Origin of the sequence: Candidatus Roseilinea sp. NK_OTU-006, assembly GCF_012931985.1 — a bacterium.
In the GTDB taxonomy this organism is placed as follows: domain Bacteria; phylum Chloroflexota; class Anaerolineae; order J036; family Brachytrichaceae; genus JAAFGM01.
Genome location: NZ_JAAFGM010000003.1, coordinates 52,068 through 64,774, shown reverse-complemented (window position 1 = coordinate 64,774; position 12,707 = coordinate 52,068). Strand labels below are relative to the sequence as shown.

11 protein-coding genes are annotated in these 12,707 nt (G+C 64.7%); 10 read left to right on the top strand and 1 reads right to left on the bottom strand.

What is annotated here, in order from left to right; all coding sequences use genetic code 11:
- Window position 1: 1 nt before the first annotated feature.
- From GXH28_RS02880 to GXH28_RS02835, 10 genes are all read left to right on the top strand, one after another.
- Window positions 2-1,165 carry a pyridoxal phosphate-dependent aminotransferase gene (locus GXH28_RS02880; protein WP_169237508.1) on the top strand — a complete coding sequence of 388 codons (1,164 nt, stop codon included), beginning with the start codon at window positions 2-4 and terminating at the stop codon, window positions 1,163-1,165.
- Window positions 1,162-1,440: a hypothetical protein gene (locus tag GXH28_RS02875; protein ID WP_169237507.1), complete on the top strand. Its 279-nt coding sequence runs from the start codon at window positions 1,162-1,164 to the stop codon at window positions 1,438-1,440. The genes GXH28_RS02880 and GXH28_RS02875 overlap by 4 nt, the downstream gene beginning before the upstream one ends.
- Window positions 1,441-1,446: 6 nt before the next feature.
- Entirely contained in the window at window positions 1,447-2,796 is a 1,350-nt protein-coding gene (gene hflX, locus GXH28_RS02870; protein ID WP_169237506.1) for a GTPase HflX, read from the top strand.
- Between the two features lie 123 nt (window positions 2,797-2,919).
- Complete coding sequence (locus GXH28_RS02865; protein ID WP_169237505.1) at window positions 2,920-4,056, top strand: site-2 protease family protein; 1,137 nt, start codon at window positions 2,920-2,922, stop codon at window positions 4,054-4,056.
- A gap of 87 nt (window positions 4,057-4,143) precedes the next feature.
- On the top strand, window positions 4,144-4,803 hold the full coding sequence (locus tag GXH28_RS02860; protein ID WP_169237504.1) for an LOG family protein: 660 nt from the start codon (window positions 4,144-4,146) through the stop codon (window positions 4,801-4,803).
- A gap of 116 nt (window positions 4,804-4,919) precedes the next feature.
- A complete protein-coding gene (locus tag GXH28_RS02855) occupies window positions 4,920-5,561 on the top strand; it encodes an FHA domain-containing protein (RefSeq protein ID WP_169237503.1) in 642 nt (213 codons plus the stop codon).
- 135 nt (window positions 5,562-5,696) lie between these two features.
- Entirely contained in the window at window positions 5,697-7,934 is a 2,238-nt protein-coding gene (locus GXH28_RS02850; RefSeq protein WP_169237502.1) for a xanthine dehydrogenase family protein molybdopterin-binding subunit, read from the top strand.
- 41 nt (window positions 7,935-7,975) lie between these two features.
- Window positions 7,976-9,331 (top strand): amidase, encoded by a 1,356-nt coding sequence (locus GXH28_RS02845; protein ID WP_169237501.1) that lies wholly within the window; start codon window positions 7,976-7,978, stop codon window positions 9,329-9,331.
- 252 nt (window positions 9,332-9,583) lie between these two features.
- Window positions 9,584-10,309, top strand: coding sequence for a class I SAM-dependent methyltransferase (locus tag GXH28_RS02840; RefSeq protein WP_169237500.1), 726 nt, complete (start codon window positions 9,584-9,586; stop codon window positions 10,307-10,309).
- Between the two features lie 54 nt (window positions 10,310-10,363).
- A complete protein-coding gene (locus GXH28_RS02835) occupies window positions 10,364-10,900 on the top strand; it encodes a restriction endonuclease (protein WP_169237499.1) in 537 nt (178 codons plus the stop codon).
- Here the strand turns inward: GXH28_RS02835 and GXH28_RS02830 are convergent.
- Window positions 10,894-12,702: an ABC transporter ATP-binding protein gene (locus GXH28_RS02830; RefSeq protein WP_169237498.1), complete on the bottom strand. Its 1,809-nt coding sequence runs from the start codon at window positions 12,700-12,702 to the stop codon at window positions 10,894-10,896. The two genes, GXH28_RS02835 and GXH28_RS02830, sit on opposite strands and share 7 nt — an antisense overlap.
- Window positions 12,703-12,707: the final 5 nt, after the last annotated feature.

The window sequence follows — 12,707 nt, the reverse complement described above, 5'->3', positions numbered from 1 at the left end:
TATGCTATCTTCAGTCCCTGCCGCAGCCGGCTTTCTTGCCGGCGCCGACCTCAGCGCCAATGCCATCGAACGTGCGCGCCGGGCGTCGTCCGGTTACCTCGACCTGACCAGCGGCAACCCCACACGCCACGGCTTGATCTTCCCGCCGCAGGTGCTGCGCACTGCCGCCGAGCCTTACTGGGCGACGCGGCGTTACGATCCCGACCCGCTTGGCCTCCCCGCCGCGCGCGAGGCGATCACCCGCTATTACCTCGGCCGCATTCCCCCGCTCCGCTTGCAGCCAGACCAGGTCGTGATCACCGCCAGCACCAGCGAAGCCTATAGCCTGCTGTTCACGCTACTGGCCGATCCGGGCGATAACCTGCTGGCGCCCGACGTGACCTACCCGCTCTTCGAGCACCTGGCCGCTGCGCATCATGTCGCCCTGCGCACCTATCGCCTGGACGAATCACGCGGCTGGCAGATAGACGAAGCGTCGTTGTTGGCACAAGCCGACTCACGCACCCGCGCCGTGTTGATTGTCTCGCCGCACAACCCCACCGGCATGATCGTACAACGCCCGGTCGTCGCGCTCGACCAGCTCGGCCTGCCGGTGATCTGCGATGAGGTGTTCGCCGATTTCACCTACCGCGCGCCGCACACGCCGCCGTTTGCGACGCTGCACCCGGCGCTGCCGGTCTTCACGCTCAACGGCATCTCCAAGATGTTCGCCCTGCCCGACCTGAAGTTGGGCTGGATCGCCATGAACGCACCGGCCGCCGCAATGTTCGGCGCGCGCCTGGAGATCCTCAACGATCTCTACTTGGGCGCGAACTCGCTCACCCAGGCGATGCTGCCGGCGCTCTTTGCGAACAGTGCGGAGTTCACCGCCGCCATGCGCCGGCGCATTCGCGCATCGTTGGATATGGCGCTGGCGATGCTGGCCGGCTGCCCGGTCCTGCGCGCTCAGCCTCCCGATGGGGGGTACTACCTCTTCGCGCACGTGCAGAGCTGGGACGACGAAGAGGCATTAGTCCTGCATCTGCTCGAACGCGGTGTGCTGGTCCACCCCGGCTTCTTCTACGGCTGTGAGGATGGCGCGCATCTCTTGATCTCCTGCCTTGTTGAGCCGGAGATGCTCAAACGCGGAATCGAGATTATCATTCAGGCATTGACGCCCGGATGAGTTTGGACCAAGCGAGGACGATCGCCGAGCAGCGCGCCGGCATCTCCTTCGTGCGCGCGATGCAGGCCATCAGCCATTGGACGTCCGGCGCAGCGTTGGCGCTGCAACCGGATAACGCGCTGGCGGCGACCATTGCTGAATGGCGGCCCAAGGACGACCCGACGCGCCGGCGGGCGATCTGCATATACGCTTCCTCGACCATGGCCAGATCACTGCCCACGCACGCACCGGCGAGGAGACAGAAGCAGAACGCAAGGGCCGGCCTGGCGTCATAGAGAAACATGCCCAGATCGCGAATTAAACACGAGACAACACCTGAAGTTCAAAAAGCCTTTCTTGTCGGCGTGGAGTTCAAGGACCCCGCCTACCGAGCCCGAGCAGGCGCGCGTTTGCCACTCGAATCCTCAATGGAAGAGCTGGCGCTGCTGTGCAAGACCGCCGGCCTGGAAGTCGTCGGCCAGACCACGCAGACGCTGGACGCGCCGAACCCGAACACGTTCATCGGCCCGGGCAAGCTGGAAGAGCTGATCGCTTGGCGCAGTGCGCTCGACTTCGACGTGGTGGTGTTCGACGATGAACTGTCGCCGCGCCATCTGCGCGAGCTAGAAGAGGCGCTGGGCGAGGACGTCATCGTGCTGGACCGCACCGGTCTGATCCTCGACATCTTCGCGCAACATGCCCGCACGCGCGAAGGCGCGCTCCAAGTCGAGCTGGCGCAGTACGAATACCGCAAACCGCGGCTGACCCGACAATGGACGCACCTGGCGCGGCAAGCTGGCGGCGGCGCCGGCCGCAGCGGCACCGGCGGCGTGGGCCTGCGCGGCCCCGGCGAGACTCAGCTCGAAATTGATCGTCGCCGGATAGACGAACGCATCGCCCGGCTCAAGCGCGAACTGGAAGAGGTGCGCAAACAGCGCGCGCAACATCGGGCGCAGCGCAAACGCGCCGAGATCCCCGTCGTCGCCATCGTCGGCTACACCAACGCCGGCAAGTCCACGCTGCTCAACGCCATCGCCAAGGCGGACGTGCTGGCCGAAGACAAGCTCTTCGCTACGCTCGACCCGACCACGCGCCGGGTGCGATTGCCACACGGCCACCTGGCGCTATTCACCGACACCGTCGGCTTCATTCAGAAGCTGCCGACGCAACTGGTGGCCGCCTTCCGCGCCACGCTTGAAGAGATCACCGAAGCCGATGCACTGCTGCACGTGGTGGACATCACCCACCCCAGCGCTTTCGAGCAAGCCCAGACGGTCATAGACACGCTGAGGGAACTGGGCGCCGGCGCCAAGCCGGTCGTGACGGTGCTGAACAAGGCCGAGCAGCTCTCGCCGGAGCAGCGCCGGCGCCTGGCGACCGGCGCGCTCGGCGAAGGCATCTTCATCTCCGCGCTGCGCCGGGAAGGCCTGGATACACTGCTGGCCGAAGTAGAAGCCGTACTGTTCGAGCGGCTGGTGCCGATACGGGTGCGGCTGCCCTACAAAGCCAGCGATCTGATGGCGCTCTTCCGGCGCGAGGGCGCGGTGGACAGCGAGCTGCCTGAAGAACGCAGCGTGGTGCTCAGCGGGCGCATCCCCGGCCGATTGCTGGAGGTGTTCATGCCTTACGCCGCCGGCAGGTCGGCGCCTTGAATGCTTCCGCGCGATTTCCCATCCGGGCATCGCTCGCCGAGCGTAACAACAAGCTTATTCGTCCTCGCCCACCTACAGCGATATCCCGGGTCAAGAAAAGGGTGATAACATCTAACAAGTTCTATGGGCTGGTCATTCAACATTGCCCGCGTGCGCGGCATTGACATCAAGGTTCACGCCACCTTCTTCCTCATCCTGATCTTCGGCGCGCTGCAGTGGGCCGGCAGCGTGCCCGGCAACCCTCTAGAAGGCGCGCTGTTCGGCATGATGCTCATGATCTTGCTCTTCACCTGCGTCACGCTGCACGAACTCGGCCACAGCATCGTCGCCCAACTCTTCAATATCCCGGTGCGCGAGATCGTGCTGCTGCCGCTGGGCGGCGTGGCGATGATCGCCAAAAGCCCGGAGAAGCCATGGCACGAACTGCTGATTGCCGCAGCCGGGCCGGCGGTGAACGTACTCATCGCCGCCCTGTTGTTCCTCGCGACTGGCGGCATCGGCGTCAATTTGGATGTGAACGCGCTATTGGTGACGCTGCGTGAGCCATCGCTCATCACCATGCTGATCTGGCTGTTATTTGCCAACATCAGCCTCGTGGTGTTCAACCTGATCCCGGCTTTCCCGCTCGATGGCGGGCGCATCTTGCGCGCCGTGTTGGCCATGGGCCTGGGCAACGCGCGCGCCACGCGCATCGCTTCGACCATCGGCCAAATTTCCGCCGTGCTCCTCGGCATCCTCGGCATCGCCAACGGCCAGCTCTTGCTCACGTTGATCGCGCTGTTCATCTTCTTCAGCGCCGGACAGGAGCGCGGCTTAACCGAGGCGCGGACTGTGTTGAACACGCTGCGCGTTGGGGACGCCTACAACAAACACGCCCTGAGTTTGCAGATCGGCGATCGCGTAAGCACCGTCGTGGAATACATCCTCACCAGCTACCAGCCCGATTTCGCCGTCATGCAAGGCAACCAAATCATCGGCGTGATCACCCGCAACGATGTGCTGCGCACGCTGGCCACCGACAGCATTGACCGCTACGTGACCGAGATTATGCAGCGTGACTTCCTGCGCGTCGAAGCGCACAGATCGCTGGACGAGGTGCGCGAAATCTTGATGGAAAGCGGCGCACAGTTGGCTGCCGTGTTCGACGGCTCGCGCTACCTGGGCTTGATCAGCCTCGATGACATTAGCGAGGCATTCACCGTGCTTACCTTCGTCCGCCGTCAAAATGGGCTGCGCCGACAGGGCAACGCAACACTTTGAAACGCTGCGCCACATTGGGCGCTCGCTTCAATGATGAACAGCGCCAAATCCATCCCCCGCCAAGAGCGCAAATCGCCGATTCAGCGCATGCAACTTACTTTTGCCGACCACCACGCCGGCCTTGCCTGGGAAGTGCTGCGCATCACCGCCGAGTTTGTGCAAGGGTTCGAGTTCCTCTCCAACCTGGAGCGCACGGTGACGATCTTCGGCTCGGCGCGCCTCACTGAAAAGGACGTTTACTACGGGCTGGCGCAGGAGCTTGGCCGGCGGCTGGCCCGGGCCCACTACACGGTCGTGACGGGCGGCGGCCCGGGCATCATGGAAGCCGGCAATCGCGGTGCAACAGAGGCCGGCGGCCACTCCGTCGGGTTGAATATTCAGTTGCCCACGGAGCAGAAACTCAACCCCTATGTCAAGGAGGGCATGGGCTTCCAGTACTTCTTCAGCCGTAAGTTCATGTTGGACTACTCAGCCTTGGCCTACGTGTTCTTCCCAGGCGGCTACGGCACGCTGGATGAGCTCTTCACCATCCTGACCCTAGTGCAGACCGGCAAGTCCAACGGCGCTGTGCCGATCATCCTTGTCGGCCGCGAATTCTGGCAGCCGCTGCTGGACTGGATCACCGGCGCGCTGGCGGCGCGCCGGTTGATCGGCCCAGATGACCCTGCGCTGCTGCACCTGACCGATGACCTGGACGAGGTCATGCGCCTGATCCGCGCCGCCGACGACTGTGCAGACGAGGTTTGAACATCGGCGCATCGGCGAACACATGGCGAGGCCGCTTCCAACACGGCGTGCGGGGGAGACGCCGGACGACGCGGGATTGATAAAATGGCCGGCGTGCGATGAAGCAGGATGCGCCCATGCTCATCATTGAAAGCGGCCAGTTAGCCGGCCATCGCTGGCTCATCGCCAGCGATGTGTTGATCATCGGTCGCGAAGTGGGCGTTGTTGACCTGATGCTGCCCGAGCGCCAGGTGTCGCGTCGCCACGCCAAGATCGAACGCACCCCGCAAGGATTTGTGCTGACCGACCTGAATAGCAAGAACGGCACATTCCTGAACGGCAAAGAGGTGAAGGAGCCCAAGTTGCTCCAGGATGGCGACGAGATCCAGATCGCGCTGTGCGTCAAGATCATCTTCGTCGGCAGCGACGCAACCGCGCCGCTCAATGCCCGCAGGGCTACGCAGCCGGGAGTGCGCGGCATTTGCATTGACAAAGAGAGCCACCGCGTTTATATCGTCGAGCGGGAGCTTGAGCCGCCACTCTCGTTGCAGCAGTATCGCCTGCTGGAGCTGCTCATGGACGCCAACGGTGGTTTGGTCTCCCGTCAGGACATCGTCGAGCATGTGTGGGAGGACGAAAGTGCCTGCGGCGTGAGCGAGCAGGCGATTGACGCGCTGGTGCGACGCCTGCGAGCCCGCATCGCCGAGTACGACTCCGACCACGAATACATCGTCACCGTGCGCGGCCACGGCTTTCGGTTCGAGAACCGCTGCGAATAAGCGCCGCGCCTCTCAGCGCGCGGCCGAGCGTCTTGGCGCGGCTATTACCTCGGCGGCTGGGCAATAGCGCCGCCCCTGCTGACTCGCGCTCTGCTATCATCCCCGATCAAACACGAGCAAGTGCAAGTGACGTTTATGGCGGTTGGCATCTCTTTGCCGCGCATAGACGCCCGCGCAAAAGTCACCGGCCAGGCGCTCTACCCGGGCGACCTCACCCTACCGGGCATGGCACACGCCAAGGTGCTATTTGCGCGACGGCCGCATGCGCGCGTCAAGTCCATTGACCTGCGGGAGGCGCTCGCACTACCCGGCGTTATCGCCATCTTCACCGGCGCAGACGTGCCGAACAACGAATACGGCCTGGTGCTCTTCGACGCGCCGGTCATGGTAAGCGCTGAGACGCAACTCCCGACTCCGGCCTTCCCAGATGGGAAGTGGGCAGTCGGGAGTCGGGCTGCAAAACCGTTCGACGGCGTCGTCCGCCATGTCGGCGAAAAGCTGGCTTTCATCGTGGCCGAGACCGAGCGCATCGCCGAACGCGCGCGCGATCTGATCCGCGTGGAATACGACGACCTGCCGCCGTTGACCGACATGCACGCCGCGCTGCAGCCCGATGCGCCGCAGATTCATCCACATTACCCCGGCAATGTGATGAAGCGCTATCGCATCCGCAAGGGCGACGTCGCAGCCGCATTCGCGCAGTGCGATGTCATCGTCGAAGACATCTACACCACCGGCGCGCAGGAGCACGCCTATTTACAACCCGAGGCCGGCCTGGCTTACATGGACGGATCCGGCTGCGTCACCGTTCAGGTGGCCGGCCAGTGGGCGCACGAAGACCAGCATCAGATCGCGCATGCGCTGGGCCTACCGCTCGATCAGGTGCGGGTGATCTACCCGGCCATCGGCGGCGCATTCGGCGGGCGCGAAGATATGAGCGTGCAGATCGTGCTGGCGCTGGCGGCGTGGAAACTGCGCCGGCCGGTCAAGATCGTCTGGACGCGCGAAGAGAGCATCATCGGCCACCACAAGCGCCACCCGATGTGGTTCCATGCCAAGCTCGGCGCGACGCGCGACGGCCGGCTGCTGGCTGCGCAGGTCGAGGTGCGCGCCGACGCCGGCCCGTACGCCTACACCTCGACCAAGGTGCTGGGCAACACGACGGTGACGTGCGTCGGGCCATACGAAATCCCGAATGTCGCGGTGGATGCGTGCGCCGTGGTCACCAACAACGTGCCCAGCGGCGCATTCCGCGGCTTCGGCGCGCCGCAGGCGCTCTTCGTGGCCGAGACGCAGATGAACAAGCTGGCCGAGAAGTTGGGCATGGATCCGATCGCGCTGCGCCTGAAGAACGCCCTGCGCGACGGCAGCCTCACCGTCAACAACACGCCCATCCCGCCCGGCTGCACCATCGCCGACGTGATCGCGCGCTGCGCCGCGCAAATTGAAAAGGAAGAAGTGCCTCCTTCTCAATTCTCAATTCTCAATTCTCCATTTCTCCGGCGTGGGCGCGGCTTCGCCTGTGGGCACAAGAACGTCGGCTTCTCGTTCGGCTTCCCGGAGCGCTGCGAAGCCACGGTGGAATTGCACGGCGGCGCGGAGATCGAGCGCGCCGTAGTCCGGCACGCCGGCGCCGAATGCGGCCAAGGCGCGCACACCGCCTTCCTTCAGCTCGCCGCCGAGATGTTACATCTGCCGGTCGAGAAGATCGAGTTGGTGCTCAGCGACACTGCGACCAGCGGCAGCAGCGGCAGCGCGTCCGCCTCGCGCCTGACGTTCATGGCGGCGCACGCCATCCAGGGCGCGATCGCCGCGGCCCTGGACAAATGGCGTGACGAGGAGCGGCCGGCCATCGCGCATTACGTCTACCGCCCGCGCCCTACGACGCCGATGGACGAAGCGACCGGCCAGGGCGATCCGAACATTACCTATGGCTACGTCGCACAATACGCCGAGGTCGCAGTGGACGTAGAAACCGGCCACGTCCGCGTGCAGCGCATCGTATGCGCCGACGACGTAGGGCGAGCCGTCAACCCGCAACAGGTCATTGGGCAGATCGAAGGCGGCGTGGTGCAGGCGCTGGGCTGGACCAGCCTGGAGAACTTTGTCATGCGCGACGGACATGTGCTGTCTTCGCACTTCAGCACCTACCTGATCCCCTCGGTGCTCGACGTGCCCGATCGCGTTGAGGCGGTGCTCGTGGAGAACCCCGACCCGCAGGGTGTGCTGGGCATCCGCGGCATGGCCGAGATGCCGTTCCTCGTCGTCGCGCCGGCAGTCATCGCCGCGATCCACGACGCGACCGGTGTGTGGATCAACGATCTGCCGGTCACGCCGGAACGGCTGCGCCGAGCGCTCAAAGCGGCGCGCTAACATGCCGACGCCGCGCTGCGCCTCTCCCTTGCCAACCACAGATGCCGACTGAAAGCGATCGCCCGATCATCCCCCCCACGCTCGCCGCTGCGGCTGCTGCTGTGCGCGCCGGCACCTGCTCACCGGTCGCCCTGGTCGAAGATGCCCTTGCGCGCGTCGCGCGTTTCCAAGACTTGAACACAATTGCCTTCCTCGACGCCGACCGCGCCCTGGCCGAAGCGCGCGTGCTTGAACGAGAAGCGCGCAGCGGGCCTATCCGTGGCCCGCTACATGGCGTGCCGATCACGGTCAAGGATCTGTTCAACGTGCGCGGCATGCCCACGAAAGCCGGCGCGAATGCGCCGCTGCCGCCTATCGAACCCGACGAGGCAATTGCCGTGACACGGCTGCGCGAAGCCGGCGCGATCATCCTCGCCAAAACCAACATGCAGGAGATCGCGCTGGGGTTGAACGGGGAGAACCCCTGGACCGGCGACGTGAAGAACCCGCACGATCCGGCGCACCAAGCAGGCGGTTCGTCGTCCGGCTCGGCGGCTGCGACGGCGATCGGCATTGGCTATGGCTCTTTGGGCAGCGACACCGCCGGCTCGATCCGCTTGCCGGCCTCGTTTTGCGGCGTGGTAGGCTTCAAGCCATCGTTTGGCGCAGTCTCGCTCGAAGGTGCGCTGGCGCTGATCCCCAGTTGCGATCATGCCGGGCCGATCACCCGCACGGTGGCCGATGCCGCGACGATGTTCGCGGTCCTGTCGGCTCGCCGCGGCGCTCCGCCGGCTCTGTGGGACTTCGGCGATGGCGCGCCGCGCTTCGTCGTTCCGCGCGCCTATCTGGCAGGCGCGCTGACGCCCGATGTGCGCGCTGCGTTCGAGGCGTTCGTCGCGCGCCTGGAGGCCGTCGGCGCATCGGTCGCCGATGTCATGCTGGACATCGGCAACGCCGGCGAGGCTTTCCTGCCTTTGCGCGCGGAGTCGGTGATGGTGCATCGCCGCGCGCTGGAGACGCAGCCGGAGGCGTTCGCGCCCGGCGTGCGCGAAGCGCTGATGCGCGGCTATCAGTTCAGCGCAGTGCAGTACTTGGAGGCTAAACAGCGCCAGGGGGAAATGCGCGCGGCGCTCCACCGTGCGCTGCAAGACGCCGATGCCCTGTTGATGCCATCAGCGCCATGCGTCGCCCCGCTGCGCGGTACGGTGGAGATCGGCTTGGAATCTGGCGCGAAGAACCTGCGCCAGGCGATCCTGCACCTGACCGCGCCGGCGGCCTTTGCCGGCGTGCCGGCGCTGTCGCTGCCGTTCGCACAGTGCGATGGGTTGCCGGTCGGCGTCCAGGTGATCACACCCTTCGGCGAAGATGAACGGGCGCTGCATGTTGGCGCGTGGATCGAACGCGCGCTGGTGGAGTGACCGGCTCACTTGGGCGGGCTGGCGGTGCGCCGCACGCCTAACATGTCGGCACGATGCAAGACGACAGCCCAACTTTCATGCGACCGCATCGCCTGGTGCGAGGGTGGAAATGAGCATCTCGCCTGGGTAAACTTCGCGCTGCATCACTGCGTCTTGAACGGGCACATCGGCGAACTGAGCGATCAATCGAGCGCCATCTACGACAAGTGATCCGGGGCATCCCCTGGCGCGCCGTTACAATCGAGGTTGGGGATGCGCGCGCGGATTGTTCGTTTGGCGCTTTTCGTGCTTGGCCTGGCCACCGGCGCAACGCTGGCCGTGCGCTGGGTTACACGCCGCGCTGCGCTCATCACGCCGCCGGCTTGCGCGCCCCTGTTGCTCAGCCCGCTGCGCATGGCCTACCGCGCGCCATCGCGACTCTTGCGCTTCCTCGAGCCGAAGCCCGACTGGACGGTGCTGGACCTGGGCTGCGGCAACGGCGCGTTCACGCTGCCGCTCGCGCGCTATGTGCGCCGCATACACGCGGTGGACGTGCAGCCGGCAATGGTGGCAGCCTTGCGCCGCCGCCTGTGCCGGGCGGGCCTCGATAATGTCGTCGTGCACGTTGCGCCGGCCACCCGACTGCCGTTCGAGGCGCACACCTTCGACGCGGTGCTGATGATCTCTGTCCTGCCGATGTTGCACGACCGCAGCGCCGCGCTGAGCGAAGCGCGGCGCGTGCTCAAGCCGGACGGTGTCCTCATCGTCGGCGAAGAGTGGATCGAGCCGGAATATGTCGGTTGGCGCACGGTGATGCGCTGGGCCGAAAGCGCCGGATTCACGCTGCGTGCGCATACGTCGAACCCACTGTGCTACACGTTGAAGTTGGTTCAGAGGTCAGAGGTCAGAAGTCAGAATCCAGAAGTCAGAGGTCAGAAGTCAGAATCCAGAAGTCAGAGTCCAGAAGTCAGAGTCCAGAGTCCAGAGCCGAGCGCATAGCCCTCAACAGCTCACAGTTCGTAGCTCGCGGCTCGTAGCTCACAGCTTCTCACAATGAGCTTGAACCTCAGCTTCGATCCGCTCACGAATCCGGCCTCGCTCTGCTTGAGCGCGCCCATCCTGGCGCTGTTCGCCTTCCTGGGCTATGTGGCCGTCGCGTTCATCAAGGACCAGGCCGACGCGCGACAGCAGCAAACCCGCACGGAGGCGGCGCTGGCGACGTTCAGGGTAGATCGGATGTCGCAGGCCGAATTTCGCCAGTTTGTGGCCGGCCTGCTGCAGAAGCAGGGCTACACTGTGCGGCTTCCGCCGGGCCATGACGAGGCCGAGCGAGACTCTGGGCTGGAGTTAATCGCCGTCAAAGACCGGGCGTCGTATGTCGTCTGCGCCGTGCGCTACAACAAGCCACTCTCGCCCGGAACGATCCGCTATGCCAACGACCGCCGGGCGCGCTACGCATGCGACGCGGCGATGGTGATTACCAACGGCGCCTTTGGCGCGGATGCGCGCAAGTTGGCCCAGGAGACTGGCTGCGCCCTGGTCGGCCGCGCGGAGTTAGCCGGCTGGGTCGCAGGGGAGGAGGCTCAGTGACCGCTCGCCTGCGCCCGCACCAGCGCAGCGTAGTAGCCTCCCGGCTTGTTCACCAGCGTCTGGTGGTTGCCCACTTCGACAATTCGGCCGTGCTTGAGCACCACGATCTGATCGGCCTTGCGGATGGTCGAGAGGCGATGGGCAATCACGATGGCCGTCCGCCGGCCGTGCGGCGAATCTGCGGCTGCCATCAGCTTTTCAAACGCATCTTGAATCAGCCGTTCGGTCTCGGTATCCACCGCGGAGGTCGCTTCGTCCAGCACGATCACGCGCGGGTTGGCCAGGATGGCGCGCGCAATCGAGAGGAGCTGGCGCTGGCCGACGGAGAACTGCGAGCCGCGTTCATGCGCCACCGTCTCGTAGCCGTCGCTCAGTTGCATGATGAAGTCATGACAGTTTGCTTGCTTAGCCGCGGCGATCACCTCTTCCATCGTGGCGTCGGGACGACCGTAGCGGATGTTGTTAGCGATGGTGTCGCTAAAGATGAACGGCTCTTGCAACACCACGCCGATCTGCGAACGGAGCGATTGCTGCGTGACTGCGCGCACATCGTAGCCATCCACCGTGATGCGCCCGCCGGTCACGTCGTAGAAGCGGCACACCAGGCTGGCCAGCGTTGTCTTGCCGGAGCCGGTTTGCCCGACCAGGGCGACCAGTTGCCCCGGCTCAATACGCAGCGAAACATCCTCCAGGACGTTGCGCGATTCGTCGTAGCCAAAATCCACATGGTCGAAGACGATCTCGCCTTTGATGGGCGGCAGGGTGACGGCATTGGGCGCATCGGTGATCGTCGGCTGGGTGTCCAGCAACTGGAACACCTTGTCGGCCGAGGCCAACGTGGCCTGCAGCACCACGTACATGTTGGTGAGCGTGCTGATCGGCGCCCACAGGTTGTTGATGTAGGCCGTGAAGGCGACCAGGGTGCCGACGGTGAGCGCTTCGCCGCCGACGCCGAGCCGGTTGGCCGCGATGAACAGCACGATGACCAGCGCGACCGAGCGCGTGATTTCCACCAGCGGCGAGAACCACGATTGCAATCCGATCACCTTCATCCACTCGGTCACCACGCGCTGGTTGGCCGCCTGAAATTGTCCGAGGTTGACGTTCTCGCGGACGAACGCCTGGATGACGCGCATGCCGGCGATGTTCTCGGCGAGGAAGATGTTGAAGCGCGTCATGTTCTCGCGCACGCGCTCCCACCCCTCGTATAGCCGTGGGCGCATATACAAGCCGATTGCGGTGAGCACCGGCAACATGCACAGCGCAATCAGCGTAAGCATCGGGTTGATGGCGAACATCAGCACGATCACAATCAGGCCGGACATCACGTCGTTGACCACGTTGGCCACTTGGTTGGTGAGGAAGTCGTTCAGCGTGCTGGCGTCGCTGATGAAGCGCGTCATGGTCTTGCCGACCGGCTCGTTCTCGTGAAACTTGAAGGACAGACCGGCGACATGGCGGAAGAGCTGCCGGCGCAGGTTAACCAGAATGTCCCAGCTAATGCGCTGGATCAGTTGCGACCGCACATACACCCCGCCCCAGTTCACGGCGTGCATCACCACCGCCAGGAACAGCAGCGGCAAAAAGCCATCCGGGTTGCCGACGGCGATGTGCTCATCAATCAACTTGCGGTCAACGAATGGGTAGAGCTGCGCCAGCGTGACACACACGACGTAGATGCCCAGGGTGACCAGCATGCGGAGGCGATAGGGCCGCAGGTATGAGAACAGCCGGCTCAGTGTGTGATGCGGCGGCGAAGAGGGCGGTTCGTCCTGGTCGGCGCGCCCGAGGGGTTTGGCCAAACTGC